The 23,308-nt window shown below is 67.0% G+C and carries 18 protein-coding genes; 6 read left to right on the forward strand and 12 right to left on the reverse strand.

Annotated elements, in window-relative coordinates; all coding sequences use genetic code 11:
* Position 1: 1 nt before the first annotated feature.
* The 3 genes from pyrE to ACWDUA_RS16735 form a co-directional block, all read right to left on the reverse strand.
* The gene (gene pyrE, locus ACWDUA_RS16725) at positions 2-562 is read right to left on the reverse strand and encodes an orotate phosphoribosyltransferase (RefSeq protein WP_449752121.1); all 561 of its coding nucleotides are present in this window, start codon (positions 560-562) and stop codon (positions 2-4) included.
* A 90-nt stretch (positions 563-652) separates the two neighbouring features.
* Positions 653-1,513 (reverse strand): hypothetical protein, encoded by an 861-nt coding sequence (locus tag ACWDUA_RS16730; RefSeq protein ID WP_449752122.1) that lies wholly within the window; start codon positions 1,511-1,513, stop codon positions 653-655.
* A 55-nt stretch (positions 1,514-1,568) separates the two neighbouring features.
* Positions 1,569-1,970 (reverse strand): hypothetical protein, encoded by a 402-nt coding sequence (locus ACWDUA_RS16735; RefSeq protein WP_449752123.1) that lies wholly within the window; start codon positions 1,968-1,970, stop codon positions 1,569-1,571.
* A 442-nt stretch (positions 1,971-2,412) separates the two neighbouring features.
* On the opposite strand from ACWDUA_RS16735, the gene ACWDUA_RS16740 reads away from it, so the two are divergent.
* Complete coding sequence (locus ACWDUA_RS16740) at positions 2,413-3,588, forward strand: M20 family metallopeptidase (RefSeq protein WP_449752150.1); 1,176 nt, start codon at positions 2,413-2,415, stop codon at positions 3,586-3,588.
* A 16-nt stretch (positions 3,589-3,604) separates the two neighbouring features.
* Here ACWDUA_RS16740 and ACWDUA_RS16745 read toward each other — a convergent pair whose 3' ends face one another.
* The 9 genes from ACWDUA_RS16745 to clpB all read right to left on the reverse strand — a co-directional run bounded on the left by ACWDUA_RS16745 (position 3,605) and on the right by clpB (position 18,273).
* The gene (locus ACWDUA_RS16745) at positions 3,605-5,008 is read right to left on the reverse strand and encodes an MFS transporter (RefSeq protein WP_449752124.1); all 1,404 of its coding nucleotides are present in this window, start codon (positions 5,006-5,008) and stop codon (positions 3,605-3,607) included.
* A 303-nt stretch (positions 5,009-5,311) separates the two neighbouring features.
* The gene (locus tag ACWDUA_RS16750) at positions 5,312-6,007 is read right to left on the reverse strand and encodes a response regulator (RefSeq protein ID WP_449752125.1); all 696 of its coding nucleotides are present in this window, start codon (positions 6,005-6,007) and stop codon (positions 5,312-5,314) included.
* The gene (locus ACWDUA_RS16755; protein WP_449752126.1) at positions 6,004-8,529 is read right to left on the reverse strand and encodes a DUF4118 domain-containing protein; all 2,526 of its coding nucleotides are present in this window, start codon (positions 8,527-8,529) and stop codon (positions 6,004-6,006) included. The genes ACWDUA_RS16750 and ACWDUA_RS16755 overlap by 4 nt, the downstream gene beginning before the upstream one ends.
* Positions 8,530-8,567: 38 nt before the next feature.
* Positions 8,568-9,191, reverse strand: a complete 624-nt coding sequence (locus tag ACWDUA_RS16760; RefSeq protein WP_449752127.1) for a potassium-transporting ATPase subunit C — start codon at positions 9,189-9,191, stop codon at positions 8,568-8,570.
* A 3-nt stretch (positions 9,192-9,194) separates the two neighbouring features.
* Positions 9,195-11,267: a potassium-transporting ATPase subunit KdpB gene (gene kdpB / locus ACWDUA_RS16765; RefSeq protein ID WP_449752151.1), complete on the reverse strand. Its 2,073-nt coding sequence runs from the start codon at positions 11,265-11,267 to the stop codon at positions 9,195-9,197.
* A 92-nt stretch (positions 11,268-11,359) separates the two neighbouring features.
* Positions 11,360-13,045, reverse strand: a complete 1,686-nt coding sequence (gene kdpA, locus ACWDUA_RS16770; protein WP_449752128.1) for a potassium-transporting ATPase subunit KdpA — start codon at positions 13,043-13,045, stop codon at positions 11,360-11,362.
* 263 nt (positions 13,046-13,308) lie between these two features.
* On the reverse strand, positions 13,309-13,707 hold the full coding sequence (locus ACWDUA_RS16775) for a PPOX class F420-dependent oxidoreductase (protein WP_449752129.1): 399 nt from the start codon (positions 13,705-13,707) through the stop codon (positions 13,309-13,311).
* 1,194 nt (positions 13,708-14,901) lie between these two features.
* A complete protein-coding gene (locus ACWDUA_RS16780; RefSeq protein ID WP_449752130.1) occupies positions 14,902-15,498 on the reverse strand; it encodes a DNA-3-methyladenine glycosylase I in 597 nt (198 codons plus the stop codon).
* A 222-nt stretch (positions 15,499-15,720) separates the two neighbouring features.
* Positions 15,721-18,273 (reverse strand): ATP-dependent chaperone ClpB, encoded by a 2,553-nt coding sequence (gene clpB / locus ACWDUA_RS16785; protein ID WP_449752131.1) that lies wholly within the window; start codon positions 18,271-18,273, stop codon positions 15,721-15,723.
* 652 nt (positions 18,274-18,925) lie between these two features.
* On the opposite strand from clpB, the gene ACWDUA_RS16790 reads away from it, so the two are divergent.
* From ACWDUA_RS16790 to ACWDUA_RS16810, 5 genes are all read left to right on the forward strand, one after another.
* Positions 18,926-20,731: an oleate hydratase gene (locus tag ACWDUA_RS16790; RefSeq protein WP_449752132.1), complete on the forward strand. Its 1,806-nt coding sequence runs from the start codon at positions 18,926-18,928 to the stop codon at positions 20,729-20,731.
* Between the two features lie 311 nt (positions 20,732-21,042).
* The gene (locus ACWDUA_RS16795; protein ID WP_449752133.1) at positions 21,043-21,555 is read left to right on the forward strand and encodes a nuclear transport factor 2 family protein; all 513 of its coding nucleotides are present in this window, start codon (positions 21,043-21,045) and stop codon (positions 21,553-21,555) included.
* Entirely contained in the window at positions 21,552-22,439 is an 888-nt protein-coding gene (locus ACWDUA_RS16800) for a fumarylacetoacetate hydrolase family protein (protein WP_449752134.1), read from the forward strand. The genes ACWDUA_RS16795 and ACWDUA_RS16800 overlap by 4 nt, the downstream gene beginning before the upstream one ends.
* Positions 22,436-22,870 carry a RidA family protein gene (locus tag ACWDUA_RS16805; RefSeq protein WP_449752135.1) on the forward strand — a complete coding sequence of 145 codons (435 nt, stop codon included), beginning with the start codon at positions 22,436-22,438 and terminating at the stop codon, positions 22,868-22,870. Before ACWDUA_RS16800 ends, ACWDUA_RS16805 begins: the two co-directional genes overlap by 4 nt.
* Positions 22,860-23,285: a cupin domain-containing protein gene (locus tag ACWDUA_RS16810; protein WP_449752136.1), complete on the forward strand. Its 426-nt coding sequence runs from the start codon at positions 22,860-22,862 to the stop codon at positions 23,283-23,285. Before ACWDUA_RS16805 ends, ACWDUA_RS16810 begins: the two co-directional genes overlap by 11 nt.
* Positions 23,286-23,308 lie beyond the last annotated feature (23 nt).

A 23,308-nucleotide genomic window follows, 5' to 3' on the forward strand; every position in this document is an offset into this window, starting at 1 on the left:
GTCAGGCGAGCCCGAGGTCGCCGAGACCGAGCAGGGAACGGTAGGGGACGCCGAGTGCCTCGATCACCGCATCGGCACCGGTGGCGCGGTCGACCACGGTGGCCACGCCCACGACGATCGCTCCGGCCTCACGGGCCGCCTCGACCGCCGCCGACGGCGATGCGCCGGTGGTGGAGGTGTCCTCGACGATCAGCACCCGCCTGCCCTCGACGTCGGGCCCCTCGATGCGGCGCTGCATGCCGTGGGCCTTGGCGGCCTTGCGGACCACGAAGGCGTCGATCGCCCGGCCGGGGGCGTGCATGATCGCGGTGGCCACCGGGTCGGCACCGAGGGTCAGACCACCGACGCCGTCGAACTCCCAGTCGGCGGTGAGCTGGCGCATCAGGCGTCCGATCAGCGGCGACGCCTGGTGATGGAGGGTGGCCCGACGCAGATCGACGTAGTAGTCGGCCTCCTTGCCCGAGGAGAGGGTGACGCGACCGTGGACGACGGACAGTTCGGTCACCAGGGCCGCGAGCACCTCGCGGTCGGCGGCGTCGACGATCGGGGCGGATGCGGACACGATGAACTCACTCTCGCTGGGGGAACTGGCGGGTGGGAATGCTGGGATGTGGGCCCGGGGTTGCGCCCCGGTTCCGAACACCGAATCCGGTCAGGACCGGCGGTGACGGTTACGCGACTCCGGCATGTCGCTGGGACCGCGGCGGGCGGGTGGCGGCGGCATCACGGGGGCGGCACGCCGGGTGACGGTCGGTTCGGCCGGCGGCTCGTCGTCGACGGCATCGGGAACGGACTCAAGGCGGGCGCGACGATTCTTGTCGCGCATGTTCTCGGTCTTCTCGTCGGCCAGTTCGGCGCGGGTCGGGCCGTGCGGATCACGAGGGTCCGGCGCGTCCTGCGGTTCCCGCATCGGGGGCAGCACCCGCAGCAGGTCGGCGAAACGTCGGACCACCTCGAGACCGGTGTCGAGCTCTTCGGGATCATTGGTCAGCGGCAGCGAGCCGAGCGCCCAGTTCCCCTCGTTCCACAGCACCTCGATGTAGGCGGGCGCCTTGGTGGCCAGGGTCACCATCCGGCGGTCACACACGCGGCGGGCGGCGTCGAGGTTGTTGGAGAACATCACTCGCGGCCCCATCGCACCGAGCAGTTCGACGTCGTCCTCCGCGGGTGCGAGGACATCCTCGTGGCGCAGGTCCACCACGACGCTCGACGCGGCGGAGCGCCGCACCGCGATCACGGTGGCGGTCTCGGCGAGGTCGAACACCACGGCCTCGGCGCCGCCGTAGTGGCCGTACGCGACATCCTGCACGGAGACGTGTCCGGGGGCGTTCATGGTGGCGCGCCCGAAGACGGTGCGCAGCTTGGTGTCGGACTCCCGGAACTTGAAGTCGTGCTCCTCGCCCCAGATCGCCCGCCGGTGCCCCGTGACCGAGGTTCGGCGGCGATCGAGCCACAACAAGACCGCCGCACCCGCGAGTGCGACGGCGGCGATCACGAAGTAGACGATGGTCATCGCGCTACAGACTACGTCAGACGGTGTGCGGGCCGCGCCGCGCGAGCCCCCCGACTCACCCGTTCACCCGACGCCGGCCCTCGCCGAAGGCTCGCCCGTGGGTCCGGCTGCGGGTTCCGATCACCCCGATGACCACGGTGTAGACCGTGGCGTAGAGCAGTGCGGTGACCGTGCCGGCCGGTGTGGCCGACGCTACCTGCAGTCCGGTCGGCCAGCGCTCGATCGTCCGGGCCACCGCCACGACCATCAGGACGACCCAGGCCGCGACCGGGATCACGATCAGCGGCCACGCCAGGTCGCGAGCGCCGGTCACCAGGACGATCCCCCACAGCGCCGCGGCGACGACCAGCAGTTCCAGCGGACCGGCCACCCGGTCCCCGCCGGGCACCACCACCGCCACGGTCGGCGGCACCACCGCAGCCCACGCGAGCACGACGCTTCCCCACAGCGTTCTCATCTCGACCCCCGTCGCCTCGTCATCGAATCCCCACGAAATTGGATATACTGAACCGAAGGTACTCGATCTGACACTCCGGTCGCGGGCACGGTCTCGACCTCCCCGGAGGGACGTCCCGTCGCAAGCATCCGGAGCAACGGAGCAGTGACATCACGAGGTTTCACTCGCCCTGCGCCGAAGCCCGGCCGGCAGGTGGGAGCCGAGGGCACCGGCGACGCCCACCACCCCACCGGAGACCGAGCCATGGGGAGAGTGGTTCTGCCGGTTCGCCGACCCCGACGGGATCATCCGGCGGCTCGCGCACCGGGGGTGATCGCGGCGCGTCAGCCCGGCATCGCGCGGGTGGGCACCGGTCGGTGACAGGATGGGGACCACGACCCCCGAGGAAAGGACTGCTGCGGTGTCCACCAGCGATCCCGGCCCACTCGCCGACCGCCCACGCATCGACGCCGAGGCCATCGGGTCGACGATCGACACCGATGAGCTCGTCGCGCTGGCCGTCGCCCTCGTGGAGGCGCCGAGCGAGAACCCCGGTGGCACCGAGGCTGCGGCCGTCTCCGTACTGGAGAAGGCCTGCCAGAGTGCGGGTTTCATGGTCAGCACCCAGGAGGTCACGCCGGGCCGGCCGAATCTGATCGCCACCCTGCCCGGCGGCGACGGTCCCGGCCTCATGTTCCTGGGACATTCCGACGTCGTCCCCGCGGGTCCCGGCTGGACCGGTGACCCGTATCGGGCGCGCGTCGCCGACGGCCGGATCATCGGTCGCGGCAGCACCGACATGAAGGGGGGCATCGCCGCGATCGTGGCCGCGATGTCGGCCCTGTCGCGCTCCGGTGCCGCACTGTCCGGGCCGGTGCAGCTGGTGTGCACCGTCGACGAGGAGGAACACGGCGCCGGGGTGCGCGATCTGATCAGGCGTACCGACGAGATCGGCGACTTCCTCGGATGTGTGGTCGCCGAGCCCACCCACCTCACCGTCGTCCGCGGTTGTCGCGGCGCTTCCTACATCGAGGTCGACATCACCGGGCGCGCTGCACATTCCGGCCGCCCCGGCGACGGTCGCAGCGCGATCAACGCCGCCGCCGCCGTCGTCGGCATCATCACCGCCGACCACGACGCGATGACCGCCGCCGCCGGCGGCCTGCTCGGTTCCGGCACCTGGAATGTGGGCACCATCTCCGGCGGCCAGGGCATCTCGGTGGTGGCGCCGATGGCCCACCTCGGGATCGACCGTCGGCTGATGCCCGACGACGACGCGCACGAGATCGCCGCCTGGCTGCGCGCCCAGATCGCCGCCGACGGGATCGACACCGACGGAATCGGTGTCGACGTGCGGGTGACGATGGAGATGCCCGGTTTCGAGACCCCGGCCGATCATCGGCTGGTCACCACCGCCGTCGATGCGCTCACCGCGACGGGCACCGACACCTCGGTCGGCGGGTGGACCGCAGCGTGTGACGGCGGCTTCGTCAGCCGCGACCTCGGCATCCCGACCATCGTCTGCGGCCCCGGCGACATCAACGCCGAGGCCCACCAGCCCGACGAGTCGGTGTCGATCGCCGATCTGTCCACGGCCGCAAGGGCATACACACGCATGGCCTTGACCCTGCTCGGGTAGTCGTAGCGACCGACAGTCAGCGACCCTCGGCCACGGTGGCCCTGTCTGCGATCGCCGACAACTCGAGATCTTCGGTGCGCGCGGGTATCTCGGTACCGCGCAGGGATGCGCCGGCGGTCTCGGCGAGGAAGGCGAGGGCGATCATGCCGATCACGCACGCCGCCATCAGGTAGACCGCGGGGAACAGATTCCAGCCGGCTTCACCCACCACGGCATCGTTGACCAGTGGCGCGGTACCACCGAATGCCGCGGTCGCGACGTTGTAGGAGATGGCGAATCCGGCGTAGCGCACCTGGGTCGGGAACATCGCCGGGAAGGTCGCCGAGATGGTCGCCAACTGCGGGATGTACAGCAAGCCCAGGACCACGAATCCGATGATGGCCCAGGCGAATCCCCGCCCCATCAGCCAGTACAGGGGGAGTGCCAGCACGAACAGTCCGATCAGCGAACACCACCACATCGGTTTCCGTCCGGTCGTGTCCGACCATGACCCGAAGAACGGGATCATCGCCATCATCGCGAGCTGACCGATCAGCACGACCGTCGACCCAGAGGTCTCCGACAGTCCGATCGTGTCCTTCAGGTAGCTCGGCTGATACGCCAGCAATGTGTAGTTGGCGAGGTTGAGCGCGATCACCATCCCGAACATGATCAGGATCGGCCGCCAGTAGTCGGAGACCAGGTCCACCAGCCGCGACCAGGGCGTTCCGGCGATCTCGTCCTCCTGCTCGAGTTCGGCGAACACCGGGGTGTCCTCCATCTGCGACCGCAGATAGAGACCGATCAGGCCCATGGGCAGGGCCAGCAGGAACGGGATGCGCCAGCCCCAGGTCTGCATCTGTTCCTCCGACAGGCCGAGCTCGAGCACCAGGACCATCGCCGTTCCGGCGGAAAATCCTGCCAGGGTGCCGAATTCGAGGAACGAGCCGAAACGTCCGCGCTTGGCGTCGGGCGCGTACTCGGCCATGAACGTTGCCGCACCACCGTATTCACCGCCGGTGGAGAAACCCTGGATGACACGCAGGGTGATCAGCAGGATCGGTGCCCACACACCTGCCACGGCATGGGTGGGAAGCACACCGATCAGGGCGGTCGCGCCCGAGATCAGCAGAATCGTGATGGCCAGTACCGACTTTCGTCCGATACGGTCACCGATCGGACCCCAGATCATACCGCCCAGTGGACGCAGGACAAAGGAGATCGCGAAGCCGAGCATGGTGCCGATCGAGCCGAGTTCGCCGGGAAAGAACGCGTGCGTGAGGTAGGTGGCGGTTGCGGCGTAGACGCCGTAGTCGTACCACTCGGTGGCATTTCCGATCGCGGATGCGCCGATCGCTTTGCGGAGCAGCGATTTTCCCTCCGGAGTATCCGGATCGGGCGCAAGCTCGTCATACGCATTGTGCGCAGATGCCGTGGCCATGGTGCCTTTCCGGTGGACAAGGGGTCGTACGCCCCGGCTCGAGACGCGATCTCGAGACGTGGGGCATCCACCACATTGACGTGTCGTCTCGGTGCCGTGCGCTCCCGAGAACCACCTCCCGACCGACCGGCGCATGGGCCCAGCCGGTCCCGGGACCCATCGCGTGGCGAATGGTCCCGGACAACCCCCATGTCCTTCATACCCTTTCGATCGGCGTATGTCAGCTTTGGGTACAGCTCAAGGGAGGTCACGATCATGTCACCGCATCAACCTGCACCGGAGCGATTTTCGGTCCGGCACCATTCAGTCGCGCACGAAGCGATAGCCCATTCCCGACTCGGTCAGCAGGTGACGGGGCGAGCCGGGATCGTCTTCGAGTTTGCGTCGGAGACCGGCGAGATACACACGGAGATAGTTGGTCTGGTCGAGGTAGGTCGGGCCCCACACCGCACCCAGGATCTCCCGCTGGGTGACGAGTTTGCCCTCGTTGCGGACGAGGAGATCGAGCACAGCCCACTCCGTGGGCGTGAGGTGCACCGGAACACCCTGTCGCAGGACCTGTTTCGCCTCGAGGTCCACCACGAACGTCCCGGCGTCGACCACCGGGGAACCGGCGGTCGTGGCGGCCACCGATCCTCGGCGTACCGCCGCCCGCAAGCGCGCCAGGAATTCTTCCATGCCAAAGGGTTTGGTGACGTAGTCATCAGCGCCGGCATCGAGGGCGGCCACCTTGTCCACCGATTCGCCGCGCGCCGAGAGCACGATGATCGGAACCGTGGTCCAGCCACGCAGGCCATGCAGTACGGTGATCCCGTCGATGTCCGGGAGCCCCAGGTCGAGCACCACGACCTGCGGATCGACGCGCGCCGCCGCGGTCAGCGCATCCGCACCGGTCGAGACCGTGGTGACGGCGAATCCGCGTGCCTTCAGGTTGATCCGCAATGCACGCAACAGCTGCGGTTCGTCGTCGACGACGAGGACCCGCACCGGCGGCGTCATCGCGCCCGCCCGTCGTCGTCCGAGGTGGGCAACGAGACCACCATCGTGGTGCCGCCACCGTCGGTGTCGGTGGCCGTCAGCGTTCCCCCGACCGCCGACACGAATCCCTGGGCCACCGACAATCCGAGTCCCACACCACCTCTGGGACCGTCGCGGTCGTCGCCGTGGGCGAACGGGGTGAACAGCCGCTCCCGCTGGTCGGCGGGAATCCCGGCGCCGTGATCGATCACCCGGATCTCGCAGCGCAGTGCACCGTCGTCGGCGACCACCCGCGTCACGGTCACCCCGACGCGGCCACCGCCGTGCCGGATCGCATTGTCGATCAGGTTCGCCACCGCCCGCTCGAGCAGACCGGCATCGGTGTCGGCCCACACGTGGGAGAAGGACATCTGCACCTCCGGCGCACCGCGTGGGACCACCGCGGCCACCGCCCGGTGCAGGACCTCCACCAGGTAGGTGCGCTGCAACCGGGGGCGCACCACCCCGGCCGCGAGTCGGGTGGAATCGAGCAGATTGGCCACCAGGGCGGCGAGCTGGTCCACCGACTCCTCGACGGTCGCGAGCAATTCGGCGGTGTCCTCGGGCCCGAAGGTGACGTCGGTGCTCCGCAGACTCGACACGGCCGCCTTGGCGCCGGCCAGGGGCGTCCGGAGATCATGGCTGACCGCCGACAGCAGGGCCCGCCGCAGTTCGTCGGTGTGGGCCAGGGCCCGGGCCTCGGCGGCCTCCCCCTCCAACCGGGATCGTTGCACCGCGGCCGCGGCCTGGGCGGCCACCGAGGTCAGCACCCGCCGATCCCGCTCGCCCGGCGGTGGTCCGGCCAGCAGCAACTCGTACTCGCCATCACCGGCCGAGCAGACGGTGTCCGCCTCGTCGGTGGTGGTCGGCGGCGAGGTGCCCACCGACACCTCCACCACCGCCGGGCCTCCGTCGCCGTGACGGATCACCGACACCGCCCGCTGTTCGTACGTCTCCCGGACACGCTCCAGCAGCCCGCCGACGCCCACCCCGCCGAGCACCGCATCACTGAACATCGCCAGCAACTCGGCGTCGCGGGCCGCCCGTTGTGCCTGCACCCTGCGGACCGTCGCCGAATCGACCAGTACTGCAACCGCGATCGCGATCACCAGCAGCACCAGGATGGTGATCAGGTTGTCCGGCTCGGCGATCGTGAAGGTGAATCGCGGATCGGTGAAGAAGTAGTTGAGCAGCAGCCCGGAGACCACCGCCGACAACGCCGCCGGACCCACGCCACCGAGCATCGACACCGCGAGCACGGCGACGAAGAACAGCGCCGACTCCGAGGCGAACCCGACGCTTCCGTCGGCCAGCCAGAGCAGCCCGGTCAGGGCCAGCGGTACGGTCACGGCCGCCACCCAACTGAGCGGCCGGTGGAATCGGGTGTCGCGGATGTCGAGTCGCGACCGCCGCCGCGTCTCGTCGTGGGTCACCATGTGGACGTCGATCCGTCCGCTGTGCGAGACCACCGTGGCACCGACGCCCTCGTCGAAGATCCGCTGCCACCGGGGACGTCGCGAGGTGCCGAGGACCAGTTGCGTCGCGTTGACCCCGCGGGCGAAGTCGAGCAGGGTGGTGGGGACGTCGTCGCCGACGACGGTGTGGATGCGCACCCCGAACCCCGCGGCGAGATCGGGCAATCCGGCCAGATCCACCGGCACGCTCTCGGTGAGTCCGTCCCCGCGCACCACGTGCACCGCCACCAGTTCCGCACTCGACCGCGACGCGATCCGGCTCGCCCGGCGCAACAGCGTCGCCGATTCGGGGCCCCCGGTCAACGCCACCACCACTCGCTCCCGCGCCTCCCAGGTGTCGGTGATGGCGTGGGCGGCACGGTAGTCGGCGAGACTCTCGTCCACCCGATCGGCGAGCCACAACAATGCCAGCTCACGTAGCGCGGTGAGGTTGCCCTGCCTGAAGTAGTTGGTCAACGCACCGTCGATCCGGCTGTGCGGGTACACCTTTCCCGCGCCGAGACGCTGTCGCAGCGCCTCCGGGGCGATGTCGACGAGTTCGATCTGATCGGCCCCGCGCACCACCACGTCGGGAACGGTCTCACGCTGGGGCACCCCGGTGATCTGGGCGACGACGTCGTTGAGGCTCTCCAGATGTTGGATGTTGACGGTGGTGAGCACGTCGATCCCGGCATCGCGGAGTGCGTCGATGTCCTGCCAGCGCTTGGCGTTGCGGGATCCGGGCGCGTTGGTGTGGGCCAGTTCGTCGACGATCGCGACCTGTGGGTGCCGCGCGATCACGGCATCGAGATCCATCTCGTCGAACGCGGTGCCCCGGTACTCCATCCGGCGTCGCGGGACGGTGTCGAGACCTTCGGTCATCGCGGTGGTCGCCGCACGCCCGTGCGATTCCACGACGGCGATCGCGACGTCGACCCCATCGTCGACCAGTCCCCTTGCCTGCGAGAGCATCTCGTAGGTCTTCCCGACCCCGGGCGCACATCCGAGGAACACCTCGAGCCGCCCCCGGCCCACTGCTGACGAGGCCATGGGGCGAGTCTATCCCGCACCGGCCGGTGCGCCGGCCCTCACCGGCACACCTGGTGACCGAGCGCGAGATTCACCTCGAGCACGTCGACGCCCGGTTCCCCGAGGTAACCCCACTGCCGGCCGCTCGTGTGCGCGTCGATGATCGCCTGCACCTGGGCGGGTGTGCGGCCGGTGGCCCGGGCGATCCGGGGCACCTGCAACGCGGCATACGCCGGGCTGATGTCGGGATCGAGTCCCGACCCGGAGGCGGTCACGGCGTCGGCCGGGACCTGGGCAGGGCTGACACCTTCTCGCTGCGCGATGATCGTCCGACGTGCGGTGATCGCCGCCGCGAGCTCGGGACTGTTGGGCCCCAGGTTGCTCGCCGCCGACGCCGCCGGATCACCGGAGGCCATCGGATCGTCGGGGGCGCCGGCGACCCTGGCATGCAGAAACGAGTCGGGTTGTCCGGCCGGCACCTGCGGGTCGACCCCGATCAGCGACGATCCGACGACGCAGCCGTGCGGGTCGGTGACCGGTGATCCCTCGGCCGAGGTCGTGTCGATCCGCGACACCGCCCAGACCGCCGCCGGATACGCGCCACCGAGGAGAACGGTCACGACGACGAGCACCGCGAGTGCGGCACCGCACTGGCGGACGAAACCTGTGACAAGTGTGACCATGGTCTACCCCATTCCCGGGATGAATCGGACCACGAGATCGATCAGCCAGATCCCGATGAACGGCGTGATCACCCCGCCTGCGCCGTAGATCAGCAGGTTGCGGCCGAGGAGTCGGGACGCCGAACTCGGCCGGTAGTGCACTCCACGCAACGACAGCGGGATCAGTGCGACGATGATCAGGGCGTTGAACACCACCGCCGACACGATCGCCGACGACGCCGAATGCAGGTGCAGGATGTTGAGCGCACCGAGTTGGGGCAGCACCCCGGCAAACATCGCGGGCAGGATCGCGAAGTACTTCGCGAGGTCGTTGGCCAGCGAGAAGGTGGTCAGCGCGCCGCGCGTGATCAGCAGTTGCTTGCCGATCGCCACCACGTCGATCAACTTGGTGGGGTCGGAGTCGAGATCGACCATGTTGCCGGCCTCCTTGGCCGCCGACGTCCCGCTGTTCATCGCCATACCGACGTCCGCCTGGGCCAGTGCCGGGGCGTCGTTGGTGCCGTCGCCGGTCATCGCGACGAGCCGTCCACGCGATTGTTCGGCACGGATCAGGGCGAGTTTGTCCTCGGGGGTGGCCTCGGCGACCACATCGTCCACGCCCGCCTCGACGGCGATCGCCTGGGCGGTGAGCGGATTGTCCCCGGTGACCATTACGGTGCGGATACCCATCGCCCGCAACTGCGCGAACCGTTCGGCGATACCGGGTTTCACCACGTCGGACAGCACGATCACACCGAGGACCCGCGACGTCGCAGTGTCACCGTGTGTGGTGGTGTCTCGCCCGGCGGCGCCCACCTCGCCGATGTCCCGCCCGGCGGGGCCCAGACCGCCCGCGCCGCTCTCTGCAGTGCCACGGGTTCTCGTGTCCGGCCCGACGACGCCGCCCGCACCGGTGTCGTCGTGCACGGCGACCACCAGGGGTGTGGCGCCCTCGGCGGCCACCTCGGCCACTTGGTCGGAGACCACGCCGGGCATCGATCCGCCCACCGCTGACAGCCACCGGGAGACCGCGTCCGCGGCCCCCTTGCGGTACTGAATCCGGTTGTCGTCCAGGTCGATCCCACTCATCCGGGTCTGTGCGGTGAACGGCACCACCTCGGCGGTGGGCGTCGGGCCGTCGGGGTCGAGTCCACAGGTGGTGCGGCAGAGTTCGACGATGCTGCGTCCCTCGGGGGTGTCGTCGGCGAGGCTGCAGCGCAGGGCGATGTCGGCGAGTTCGGTGAGGGTGACGCCGGGAGCCGGGTGCAGCGCGGTGGCCCGCCGGTTGCCGAAGGTGATGGTGCCGGTCTTGTCGAGCAGCAGGGTGTCGATGTCACCGGCGGCTTCCACCGCCCGCCCCGACATCGCGAGCACGTTGTGCTGGACCAGCCGATCCATGCCGGCGATCCCGATCGCGCTCAGCAATGCCCCGATGGTGGTGGGGATGAGGCAGACGAGCAGGGCGATCAATGTGATCGGGTCCGGACTCTGTCCGGCATAGTGCTGCATCGGGCCGACGGCGATCACGGCGAACAGGAAGATCGCGGTGAGGGTCAGCAGCAGGATGTCGAGGGCGATCTCGTTGGGTGTCTTGGCACGTTCGGCGCCTTCGACGAGCGAGATCATCCGGTCGACGAAGGTCTGCCCCGGCTCGGTGGTGATCTTGACGATGATCTTGTCGGACAGGACGACGGTCCCGCCGGTGACCGCCGATCGGTCGCCGCCGGATTCCCGGACGACCGGGGCGGATTCGCCGGTGATCGCCGATTCGTCCACAGTCGCGATCCCGTCGACGATGTCGCCGTCACCGGCTATCGTCTCCCCCGCCTCGACGACGATCAGGTCTCCGACGTGCAGCTCGGCTCCGGCGACCGCGGTGATCGTCCCGTCGGCGTCGAGCCGTCGGGCCATGGTGTCCCGCTTGACCTTTCGCAGACTATCCGCCTGCGCACGGCCGCGGCCCTCGGCGACCGCCTCGGCCATGCTCGCGAACAGCACCGTGAACCACAGCCAGGCGGCGATCAGCCACGCGAACCAGGACGGGTGCCAGATCGCGAGCACGGTGGTCGCGAGGGACCCCAGGTACACGACGAACATCACCGGGTTGCGTAGCTGTTCCCGTGGGGTGAGCTTCCGGAACGTCGGCAGCACAGGGATGCTCAGAGAATCGGTGTTGCGGGCAGGGATCTTCACAGCAGGGCCTCCGCGATCGGTCCCAGCGTCATGGCCGGGAAGAAGGTCAGTCCGGCGACCAGCAGCGTGGTGCCGAGCAGCAGCACGCCGAACAGGACGCCGTGTGTGGGGAGTGTCGAGCTGACCGCCGCCGCCCGGGGAACTTGTCGCACCATCAGTCCGGCGAGGGCGAGGACGAACACGATCGGCAGGAATCGGCCGAACAGCATGACCACTCCCAGGGATGTCTGGAACCAGGTGTCGGTGACGGTGAGCCCGCCGAAGGCACTGCCGTTGTTGTTGGCCGCCGACGCATACGCGTAGAGCACCTCGGTGAAGCCGTGGATCGATCCCGGCGTGCCGGGCGGTCCGCTGTTGCCCTGGGCATCGGTGGTGGAGCCGAGCAGCACACTGATCGCGGTGCCGGTCAGCACCAGCGCCGGCATGACCAGAACCGACAGTGCGGCCAGGGTGATCTCGTTCTTGCCGATCTTCTTGCCCAGGAATTCCGGTGTCCGGCCGACCAACAGGCCGCCGACGAACACCGTGATCACGGCGAGGATCAGCATGCCGTACAGGCCCGAGCCCACACCGCCGGGAGCCACCTCGCCGAGCAGCATGTTCCACAGCACCGCGCCGCCGCCCCCGGGGGTGAAACTGTCGTGCGAGGCGTTGACCGCTCCGGTGGAGGTGCCGGTGGTGGACACGGCGAACAGGACCGACCCGGGTATCCCGAATCGCTGTTCCTTGCCCTCGAGCATCGCACCGGCCGCTGTCCCCGCGACGCCGGTGGCGTGCGCCTCGAACCACCAGGTCACCGCGAGCATCGCGGTCCAGATGGTGGCCATCACACCGAGCAACGTCAGTCCCTGCCGCCGGTCCCCGACCAGCGTTCCGTAGGTGCGGGTCAGACACACCGGGATGAGCAGCAGTGCGGCGACCTCGACGACATTGGACAGCGGCGTCGGATTCGAGAACGGGTGCGCCGAGTTGGCGGCGAGCGTGCCTCCCCCATTGGTGCCGAGTTCCTTGATCGCTTCCTGGGACGCGAAGGGTCCGACGATGCTGCGGGCATCGCGGCCGTCGAGCATCGTGTAGTCGAAGCCGGCGTGCCATGACTGTACGGCGCCCTGGGTGAGCAGGATGATCGCGACGATCACGGCGAGTGGCAGCAGTATCCGTACCGTCCCGCGGATCAGGTCGACCCAGAAGTTCCCCAACCCGGTGCCGGCCCGGCGGGCGACGAGACCCCGGATCAGGGCGATCGCGACGGCCATGCCGACCGCGGCGGACGCGAAGTTCTGCACCGCCAGACCCAGCACCTGGGTGAGGTTGGACATCACCAGTTCCGGCGAGTACGACTGCCAGTCGGTGTTGGTGACGAACGAGACCGCCGTGTTGAAGGCCATCGCCGGATTCACTCCGGGCTTCCCGTCGGCTCCCGGCAGCAGCCCCTGGAGGCGTTGCAGCAGATAGAGAAGCAGTATCGAGATCAGCGAGAATGCCAACACCGCAAGGGAATATCCCTTCCAGGTCTGCGGCCGGCGAGGGTCTATCCGCGCGATCCGATAGATCACGCGTTCCACGAACAGATCCCGGTCACCGCGATACACGCGAGCCATGTGGTCGCCGAGCGGGACATAGACGGCGGCGAGGATCACCAGGACCGTCGCCACCTGCCCTACTGCGGCCACCGTACTCATCGACTCATCCGACGGTCGACGATCGCGACGAGCAGGACACAGACGGCGAAACCGATGAACACGGCACTCACGTAGAGCACGTCGGCCACGATGCACACACTCCTCTGGGCGTGGCGATCGCCGTTCGCGATCGCCCGGACCACAGCATGTGTGCGTTTCGGTTACCCGAGCGGGTTCTTAACGCCCTTCATACGCGTCACCGCGGAATCTTGACGGCGCCTTCGCATCGGGCTCGGACAACTACAGAACGCCGACGACGGTGGTCAGTCGGTACGACTGATCGCCACACCGATCGTGCCCGACTTGCCGCGTCGGAGGAGACTCGCCCGGATCAGCAGCCACCCGATGATGCCGTACTTGCCGGAGATGAGCTTCCGTACTCGCTCGGTGCCCGCCGCATCCATGATCTCGGCGGTTCCGTCGACCGGCTGTCCGGACAGCTTCTTGCCGCGGGCGTCGCAGGCCTGCACGATCACCCGCTGATCGCGCCGAATCCGCTTGACCTTCCACGACTCGGTCTCGGTCCACATGTACATGCGGTCACCGTCGACCACCGCCCACAGCGGCGTGGACACCGGGGTGCCGTCCTTCCGGAAGGTGGTGAGCTGCACATACTTCGCATCGGTGGCTGCATCGAAGGGCCGGCTCGCATCACTGGTCATACGTCCAGGCTACCGGCCCCCACGAGCGAGAGCTCGGGTTCAGCCCGATCAGCAACCGGCCATTGGTGGTTGAGTTGAGCCGACGAGGAGCGAAGCGACAAGTCGAGTCGAAACCTCCGCCGGCCGACCTCGCCAACACAACCAGCACCAGCTACAGAGATTTCGACACGGGTCCTCGCGATGAAAGGTCCCGGATCAATCAGCAACTGCCCATTGGTGGTTGAGCCGACGAGGAGCGAAGCGACAAGTCGAGTCGAAACCCCCGCCGGCCGAGTTGCCGACGTGACCACCACCGACGTGGTCACCACCCAACGCACGCTGCGGAGATTTCGACACGGGTCCTCGCGATGCTCGGTCCCGGCTCAATCAGCAAAGAACGCGTGGCTCAATCATGGAAGACGGGTCGACTCAATCAGCAACTGCCCATTGGCGGTTGAGCCGACGAGGAGCGAAGCGACAAGTCGAGTCGAAACCTCCGCCGGCCGACCTCGCCAACACAACCAGCACCAGCTACAGAGATCTCGACACGGGTCCTCACAAAGCTCGGTCCCGGATCAATCAGCAACTGCCCATTGGTGGTTGAGCCGACGAGGAGCGAAGCGACGAGACGAGTCGAAACCTCAGACAGCCGAGTTGCCGACGTGACCACCACCGATGTGGTCACCACCCAACGCACGCTGCGGAGATTTCGACACGGGTCCTCGCGATGCTCGGTCCCGGCTCAATCAGCAAAGAACGCGTGGCTCAATCATGGAAGACGGGTCGACTCAATCAGCAACTGCCCATTGGTGGTTGAGCCGACGAGGAGCGAAGCGACAAGGCGAGTCGAAACCCCCGCCGGCCGACCTCGCCAACGCAACCACCGTCAGCTACAGAGATCTCGACACGGGTCCTCGCGATGCTGCATGCCCGTGAGTACGACCGGCCCGGTCGGATCGTCGTCGAAACGACAATCGATGAGTGCGTCGAGAATGGCCTCCAGCTCCCCCCGCATGACTTCGACGGTAGCCATACACACGTTCGAGTCAAGGACGATTTCCCCAGGTCAGTGCGTGGAAATTTCACCACAACTGCGCGGTGAACCACCATTTCCACCCACACCATTAACGCCAGTCACACGTTCGCGGCCATGTGTCCCAGCATTTGAAATGGCCAGCAGAATTCCGGCTGCTGTGATTTACATCACATCCTGCCTCATGGTCGGGGATGCGCCGCGATCGCGGCCGCCACCTTCTCTCGGATCGCACAGTCGAAGGAGTGGTCGTTGACCATACCGGCGGCCTGCATCAGCGCGAACATCGTCGTCGGGCCGACGAACCGCCAGCCCCGCTTCTTCAGATCCTTCGACAGCGCAACCGATTCCGGGGATGTCGTCATCGATCCGGGCTCATGGTCCGGGGCGGGCACGTACCGCCAGAAGAATGCCTCGAGCGAGCCCTCGGAGTCGATGAGTTCCTCGGCTCGGCGCGCATTGTTGATCGACGCCTCGATCTTGCCGCGGTGACGCACGATCCCGGCATCACCGAGCAGACGGGTCACGTCGGCCTCGGAGAACCGCGCGACAGTGGGGATGTCGAAGCCGCTGAAGGCCTTTCGGAAGTTCTCCCGCTTGGTCAAGATGGTCCGCCAGCTCAACCCGGACTGGAATCCCTCGAGGCACACCCGCTCGAACAGCGCGGTGTCGCCCGACAGCGGGAAGCCCCACTCGGTGTCGTGGTAGGTGGTCTCGGGTTCGACTGCCGCCCAAACGCATCGCGGCACACCATCGGCGCCCACAACCACCTCGACCATGACGACACTCCCTATCCGTCTCAACGCGATCCGTACGTAAACACTGCCTGTGTGAGAAGCCGCGTGGCCGGACACACCCCGCAGCCCTGCACGCTACCCATTCGCCGGCGCGCGGGACAGCCGGCAGGTCAATGGCACGCGAATGCGGCGAGGCCCCTTCCCACCGGATGTGGGAAGGGGCCTCGCCGTTCCTGAGGGCTGCTCAGATCGTTGCGGCTCGGATCAGCCGATCACCAGCGCGTCGCCGTCGGCGCTGACGTTGACCGGCACGACGTCGCCGTCGCGGATGTCGCCGGCCAGCAGTGCCCTGGCGAGCTGGTCGCCGATGGCCTGCTGCACCAGGCGCCGCAGTGGGCGGGCGCCGTAGAGCGGGTCGAAGCCTCGCTCGGCCAGCCATTCCTTGGCCTTCGGTGTGACCTGCAGTTCCAGTCGGCGCTGCGCGAGACGCTTGCCGAGCTGGTCGAGCTGGATGTCGACGATGGAGACGAGTTCTTCGGGGCTCAGCGCGTCGAAGATCACCACGTCGTCGAGACGGTTGATGAACTCCGGCTTGAACGCGTGGCGCACCGCCGCCATCACCTGGTCCTTGTCACCGCCCGAGCCCAGGTTGGACGTGAGGATGAGGATGGTGTTGCGGAAGTCCACCGTGCGGCCCTGGCCGTCGGTGAGTCGTCCCTCGTCGAGCACCTGCAGCAGAATGTCGAAGACGTCCGGGTGCGCCTTTTCGACCTCGTCGAACAGCACCACCGTGTACGGACGACGCCGCACCGCCTCGGTCAGCTGACCGCCCTGCTCGTAGCCGACGTAGCCGGGAGGTGCACCGACGAGCCGGGCCACGGCGTGCTTTTCGCCGTACTCGCTCATGTCGATGCGGACCATCGCCCGCTCGTCGTCGAACAGGAACTCCGCCAGCGCCTTGGCCAGCTCGGTCTTGCCGACGCCGGTGGGGCCGAGGAACAGGAACGAACCCAGCGGCCGGTTCGGGTCGGCCACACCGGCCCGGGCGCGACGCACGGCGTCGGAGACGGCGACCACCGCGGCCGACTGTCCCACCACGCGGTTGCCGAGTTCTTCTTCCATGCGCAGCAGCTTGGCGGTCTCGCCCTCCAGCATCTTGCCTGCGGGGATGCCGGTCCACGCCGACACGACCTGTGCGACGTCGTCGGGGCCGACCTCTTCCTGCAGCATCACGTCCTGGTCGGGGTCGGTGCCGGTTTTGGCGATCGCGGCCTCGAGGTTCTTCTCCAGCGCCGGGATCTTGCCGTACCGCAGCTCGGCAGCCTTGCCCAGATCGCCGTCACGCTCGGCGCGATCGGCTTCTCCGCGAAGGTTTTCCAGTTCCTCCTTGACGTCGCGGACCGCGTCGATGGCGGTCTTCTCCGACTGCCAGCGGGCCGAGAGCTCGTTGAGCTTCTCCTTCTGGTCGGCCAGTTCCTGACACAGCTTCTCCAGACGCTGCTTGCTCGCCTCGTCGTGCTCCTTCTCCAGCGCGACCTCCTCGACCTCGAGCCGGCGGACGATGCGCTCGACCTCGTCGATCTCGACGGGGCGCGAGTCGATCTCCATCCGCAGGCGCGACGCGGCCTCGTCGACCAGGTCGATGGCCTTGTCGGGCAGGAAGCGCGAGGTGATGTAGCGATCGGAAAGTGTTGCGGCGGCGACCAGTGCGGAGTCGGTGATGCGCACGCCGTGGTGCACCTCGTACCGTTCCTTCAGCCCGCGCAGGATGCCGATGGCGTCCTCGACGCTGGGCTCTCCGACGTACACCTGCTGGAAGCGACGCTCGAGTGCGGCGTCCTTCTCGATGTACTGCCGGTACTCCTCCAGCGTGGTGGCACCGACCAGCCGCAGCTCACCGCGGGCGAGCATCGGCTTGATCATGTTGCCGGCGTCCATCGCGGAATCGCCGGTGGCACCGGCGCCGACGATGGTGTGCAGCTCGTCGATGAAGGTGATGACCTGTCCGGCCGATCCCTTGATCTCGTCGAGGACAGCCTTCAGGCGCTCCTCGAACTCACCGCGGTACTTCGCACCGGCCACCATCGAACCGAGGTCCAGGGAGATGACGGTCTTGCCGCGCAACGATTCCGGGACGTCGCCTTCGATGATGCGCTGGGCCAGTCCCTCGACGATCGCGGTCTTGCCGACGCCGGGTTCACCGATCAGGACCGGGTTGTTCTTGGTCCGTCGGCTCAACACCTGCACCACGCGGCGGATCTCGGCGTCACGGCCGATCACCGGGTCGAGCTTGCCCTCGCGGGCGGCCTTGGTGAGGTCGGTCGAGTACTTCTCGAGTGCCTGGTAGGTCGATTCGGGGTCCTCGGAGGTCACCCGAGCACTGCCGCGCACGGCGACGAATGCCTCCCGCAGGGCCTGCGGCGTGGCTCCGACGTTGTGTAGCAGCTTGGCGACGTCGGAGTCGCCGGTGGCCAGGCCGACGACGAGGTGCTCGGTGGAGACGTACTCGTCGTTCAGTTCGGTGGCCAGTTGCTGGGCGGTCGTGACGGCCGCGATGGCCTCACGGGAGAGCTGGGGCTGGGCGCTCGAGCTGGACACCGTCGGCGCACGATCGACCATCGCCTGGGCCTGCGTGCGAACCGAGGCGGGATCGACCCCCACTGCCTTGAGGAGCGGTGCGGCGATGCCGTCGGACTGATCGAGCAGGGCGACCAGGATATGGGCGGGACGTACGTCGGGGTTGCCAGCAGCGGCCGCCGCCTGCACCGCAGCACTCAGCGCCTGCTGGGTCTTGGTGGTGGGGGTGAAGCTGTCCACTTCTGCACCTTTCTCTACGTTCTTAAGTCTCTAACGCTCAAGTATGGCGTTTCGAAGAGTCCAACGCGAGCAAGGTTGAGCGTATTTCGCTCAAGTTCGATATTCTTGGTGATCTGAATCACACTAGCGTCGCCCACCGACACCGCCACCCTGACGAGCCGCTCCCCAACGCCGATAGAGCCGACAAGAAGCGCAGCGGACGAGACGCTGCCCTTCGCTGATCGAGCCGACGAGCAGCGAAGCCGACGAGCCGCTCCCGAACGCCGATTGAGCCGACGACCAGCGCAGCCGACGACACGCCGCCCTTCGCTGATCGAGCCGACGAGCAGCGCTTCGGCGAGCCGCTCCCCAACGGTGATTGAGCCGACAAGGAGCGCAGCGACGAGTCGTGTCGAAATCTCCGCCGGCCGAGCTCACACACGCACCACCACAACCATGGGACCTCCCGGCACACCCGGGCAACCCCCAGAGTTCACCATCCGCTTCCTGGCCAACTCCCAGATTCGTGAGTACGCTCATTAATGAGTCTGCTCATTATCGTTTGATCGGAGTAGCGAGATGGCGAGTCCTCGCAGGGGAGAGCCCGGCCCACGCGAGGCGCCGTCGGTGAGCGCTCGCCGTCCTGTCGACCCGTCGCAGCAAAGGAGCACAGATGTACTACAGCAGCGGAAACTACGAGGCCTTCGCCCGCCCACTCAAGCCCCAAGGCGTGGAGAACAAGAGCGCGTGGTTCGTCGGTGCAGGACTGACATCGATGGCGTCGGCCGTCTTCATGATCCGCGACGGCCAGCTACCCGGCAACAAGATCACCATCCTCGAACGCCTCGACCTCCCCGGCGGCGCACTCGACGGTATCCGTAAGCCCGACAAGGGATTCGTCATCCGCGGTGGCCGTGAGATGGAAGACCACATGGAGTGTCTGTGGGATCTGTTCCGCACCATCCCCTCACTCGAGGTCGACGGATCGGTGCTCGACGAGTTCTACTGGCTCAACAAGGCCGACCCCAACTACTCGCTGTGCCGCGTTACCGAGAACCAGGGCCAGGATGCCAAGACCAACAACGAGTTCGGTCTCGGTGACACCGCCCAGAAAGAGATGGTCAAGGTCTTCCTCGCCTCCCGGGAGGAGATGGAGGACAAGCGGATCGACGAGGTCTTCGGCGCAGAGTTCCTCCAGAGCAACTTCTGGTTGTACTGGCGCACCATGTTCGCCTTCGAGGAGTGGCACTCCGCGCTCGAGATGAAGCTCTACCTCCACCGGTTCGTCCATCACATCGGAGGCCTTCCGGATCTGTCGGCCCTGAAGTTCACGAAGTACAACCAGTACGAGTCGCTGGTCCTGCCGATGTACCGGTGGTTGCTCGACCAGGGCGTCACCTTCGACTTCTCCACCGAGGTCACCGACATCGACTTCGCGATCGACGGAGGCCGTAAACAGGCCACCCGCATCCACTGGATCTCCGACGGCGTCGAGGGCGGCGTCGACCTCGGACCCGACGACCTGGTGCTCACCACCATCGGTTCGCTCACCGAGAACTCCGTCGACGGCGACCACCACCACCCGGCATCCCTCGACGAAGGTCCCGCCCCCGCCTGGGATCTCTGGCGTCGCATCGCTGCCAAGGATCCGTCCTTCGGCCGCCCCGACGTCTTCGCCGGCGACATCCCGAAGACCAAGTGGGAGTCGGCAACCGTCACCACTATCGGCCCGGAGATCCCCCGCTACATCGAGAAGATCGCCCAGCGAGATCCCTTCGCGGGCAAGGTCGTCACCGGCGGCATCGTCACCGCCAAGGATTCGTCGTGGCTGTTGAGCTGGACGGTGAACCGCCAGCCCCACTTCAAGCAGCAGTCGCCGGACGAGATCGTCGTCTGGGTCTATGGCCTGTTCGTGGACACCCCCGGAGACTTCGTCAAGAAGCCGATGCAGGAGTGCACCGGCGAGGAGATCACCCAGGAATGGCTCTACCACATGGGCGTTCCCGTCGAGGACATCCCTGATCTCGCGGCGACCAAGGCCAAGACGGTGCCGGTGATGATGCCGTATGTCACCTCGTTCTTCATGCCGCGCAAGGCCGGTGACCGGCCCGACGTCGTCCCCGAGGGCGCGGTGAACTTCGCCTTCATCGGGCAGTTCGCCGAAACCACCCGCGACACCATCTTCACCACCGAGTACTCGGTCCGCACCGGCATGGAAGCCGCCTACCAGCTGCTCGGCGTCGACCGCGGGATCCCCGAGGTCTTCAACTCGACCTACGACCTGCGCTTCCTGCTCAAGGCCACATCCCGCCTGCGCGACGGCGACGAGGTCGAGATCCCCGGACCCAAGTTCATCGGCAACCGGATCATCTCCACCCTCGATCACACCCAGATCGGCAAGCTCCTCACCGACTTCGGGCTGGTCCCCGAGATCGGCGAGACCGTCAAACGCGACCGCGCCGACGACGCGATCTCCTGACCCATATGTGACGGCCGTCCGGCCGATTGACAGCGCGCACCCATGCCGCGACCGACCTCCACCTCGGAGGTGGGTCGCGGCATCGCGCTTTTGGTGAGTAGCGACCGGCTGTCGACGCCAGTACCCGAGCCGAGCGCCCCGCCGACCCCCTGGGAGTCGTTTACAAACGGTTTACCTTCAGCTGTTGCGCCTCGCCTCAGATCAAATAATATTAGATCTGGCAGAGCAGCCGACCCCGCGACAATGTCAGTCCGAGGAGCCTGCCCACTTCTCCGCGGTTCGCGGAACTCACTCCAGGAGAACTCTTTTCGATGACCGAACCCCAGCTCCAGGACGCCCTCGCACGCCTCGACCGACTCGAATCGCGCGACGCGATCCGAACCGTCAAGGCGAACTACATGCAGTGGGCTGACGACAAACGACGGCTCGCAATGGGTGAGCTGTTCTGGGAGGACGCCATCTGGGAGGAACTCGACACCACCGGCACCACGCTTCCCGATGCCCGCTGGGAAGGGCGCGAGGCGATCGCCGAGATGTTCAACCAAAGCCCTGAACGCCTGTGGTTCACCGTCCACTACCTTTCCAACGAATCAATCACAGTGAACGGAGACCATGCGGTCGGGCGCTGGAAACTCCTGGAACCCTGCACTATTCGTGACGAAATAGCCGTCTGGCAAGGAGGCCACTACGTGGACGATTTCACCCGCCGCAACGGGGTATGGAAGATTTCCCATCTGCGCTTGACCCTGGACTTCCAGACCCCGTACGAGCAGGGCTGGTTGCGTATGCGCCACCTCTCCGACTCCCCCGCACAGAGCTCATGAGGTACGCGCGGTTCGACCAGTACGGCACCCCCGGCATCGGTGTTGTCACCGACGACCTCATCCAGCCGATCGCCGAGACTCTCGACTCCGTCGTCGGCGGAGCAGTGCCCACTCCCACCGGATCACCGATACCCCTTGCCGAGGTCGAGTTGCTCGCACCGGTTCCGGAATCCAGCCGCGGCGCCTTCTGCTTCGGTATCAATTATGTTGCACATCAACAGGAATCTGCCGAACACTTCTCGGCTGAGGTCCCGAATGACCCGATCGTCTTCTTCAAGACCCCGTCGGCACTGACCGGCCCCTACGCCGACATCGTCGCCGATGCCTCGCTGTCGGCGCAGCTCGACTGGGAGGTGGAGCTCGGCGTGGTCATCGGAAAAGCCGGCCGCAACATCACCCCCGACGAGGTCCGCGATCATATCTTCGGCTATACCATCATCAACGACGTCACAGCACGCGACTTGCAGAAGCGCTTCTCGCAGTGGCACATCGGAAAGAACCTCGACGCGAGTACCCCCGTCGGCCCTTGGATCGTCACCGCCGACGAGCTGTCGTTCCCACCCACCCTCGAGGTCGCCCTCAGCGTGGACGGCGTGGAGAAGCAGCGCGCGGTCACCACCGACATGATCTTCTCGATCACCCAGCAGATCTGCATCCTGAGCCGCCATGTCGAGCTCCTACCCGGCGACCTGATCGCCACCGGCACCCCAGCAGGCGTCGGATTCACCCGTGACCCTGCGGAATTCCTGACACCGGGCAAGGTCGTCGAGGCGTCCATCTCGCAGATCGGCAGCGTCGTGAATCCGATCCGCGCCCGGCTCACCGCCATCCCGATGACCTCCGCACCACCTTCCCCCCTGGCAGCCATCGAAGGAGCACGATGAACTCCGCCGTCTTCACCGAGTTCGAGACCGTCGGCTTCTACAGCCCCGCAGTCGTGACGCCCCCCGACGCCCAACTGGTGGCGGTCGCGGGCGTTCTGAGTACCGATTCCAGCGGAAATTCCATCGGCGCAGGTAATTTCGAGATTCAAATGCGAACCGTCTTCACCAACATGGCCCAGACGTTGGCCGCCGCCGGATCCTCCCTGACCGACGTCGTCAAGTTCACCACCTACCTGGTCGACCCAGACCACATCGCGGAATTCTATCGGGTTCGCGAGTTGATCTTCGCTGATCTCTACCCTGAGCGCCGCCCACCGGGCAACACCCTCCTCGTCGTCCAGCGCCTGGTCCGCCCGGAGTTCCTCGTCGAGATCGAAGCCATCGCCACCACCAATACCACGCTCCCGGAAGGCCACCCCCATGTCGGATAGCCCCATCACCCCCCAGATCGACGGTGACACCCTGACCTATCCGAGCGGCAGCCGTCTGGTCGACTCCGGACTCGTCGCCGACAACGCCGCCTCCGCAGGCGGCGGCTCCGGATCACTGGCCCGCGGCTCGGCGGCATCAGCCGGCGGAATGTGGATGGGAGTGAGCAAACTGCCGCCCGGCCATCAGTCCGCGCCCCACCACCATGAGGATCAGACCTCTATCGTCTGCATCGTCGGAGGTGCCATGCGCTTTCGCGTGCACGGACCGACCGGCCCCGAGGAGTTCACGGCATCGGCCGGACAGATCGCCGTCATTCCTGGCGGCCTCGTTCACGAGGAGTTCAACGACCTCGACACCGAGTGCGTGTGCGTCGTGACCCGCAACAACGAGAAGCCCGTCGTCCGCAACGTCTGACCTCATCGACCCATTCCCCGCCC

The sequence above is a fragment of the Gordonia sp. NPDC003376 genome, assembly GCF_053589235.1.

Coding starts and splice junctions, on each gene's coding strand:
- ACWDUA_RS16775 (WP_449752129.1), bottom strand. CDS start 13,707: ATGACCAGTGATGCGAGCCGGCCCTTCGATGCAGCCACCGATGCGAAG.
- ACWDUA_RS16730 (WP_449752122.1), bottom strand. CDS start 1,513: ATGACCATCGTCTACTTCGTGATCGCCGCCGTCGCACTCGCGGGTGCG.
- ACWDUA_RS16735 (WP_449752123.1), bottom strand. CDS start 1,970: ATGAGAACGCTGTGGGGAAGCGTCGTGCTCGCGTGGGCTGCGGTGGTG.
- ACWDUA_RS16755 (WP_449752126.1), bottom strand. CDS start 8,529: ATGGCCTCGTCAGCAGTGGGCCGGGGGCGGCTCGAGGTGTTCCTCGGA.
- ACWDUA_RS16760 (WP_449752127.1), bottom strand. CDS start 9,191: ATGGTCACACTTGTCACAGGTTTCGTCCGCCAGTGCGGTGCCGCACTC.
- ACWDUA_RS16795 (WP_449752133.1), top strand. CDS start 21,043: ATGACCGAACCCCAGCTCCAGGACGCCCTCGCACGCCTCGACCGACTC.
- ACWDUA_RS16810 (WP_449752136.1), top strand. CDS start 22,860: ATGTCGGATAGCCCCATCACCCCCCAGATCGACGGTGACACCCTGACC.
- kdpB (WP_449752151.1), bottom strand. CDS start 11,267: ATGTTCGTCGTGTACCTGGGGTCCCTCGCGACCACCGTGCTCGCGATC.
- ACWDUA_RS16805 (WP_449752135.1), top strand. CDS start 22,436: ATGAACTCCGCCGTCTTCACCGAGTTCGAGACCGTCGGCTTCTACAGC.
- ACWDUA_RS16800 (WP_449752134.1), top strand. CDS start 21,552: ATGAGGTACGCGCGGTTCGACCAGTACGGCACCCCCGGCATCGGTGTT.
- ACWDUA_RS16750 (WP_449752125.1), bottom strand. CDS start 6,007: ATGACGCCGCCGGTGCGGGTCCTCGTCGTCGACGACGAACCGCAGCTG.
- ACWDUA_RS16790 (WP_449752132.1), top strand. CDS start 18,926: ATGTACTACAGCAGCGGAAACTACGAGGCCTTCGCCCGCCCACTCAAG.
- ACWDUA_RS16780 (WP_449752130.1), bottom strand. CDS start 15,498: ATGGTCGAGGTGGTTGTGGGCGCCGATGGTGTGCCGCGATGCGTTTGG.
- ACWDUA_RS16745 (WP_449752124.1), bottom strand. CDS start 5,008: ATGGCCACGGCATCTGCGCACAATGCGTATGACGAGCTTGCGCCCGAT.
- kdpA (WP_449752128.1), bottom strand. CDS start 13,045: ATGAGTACGGTGGCCGCAGTAGGGCAGGTGGCGACGGTCCTGGTGATC.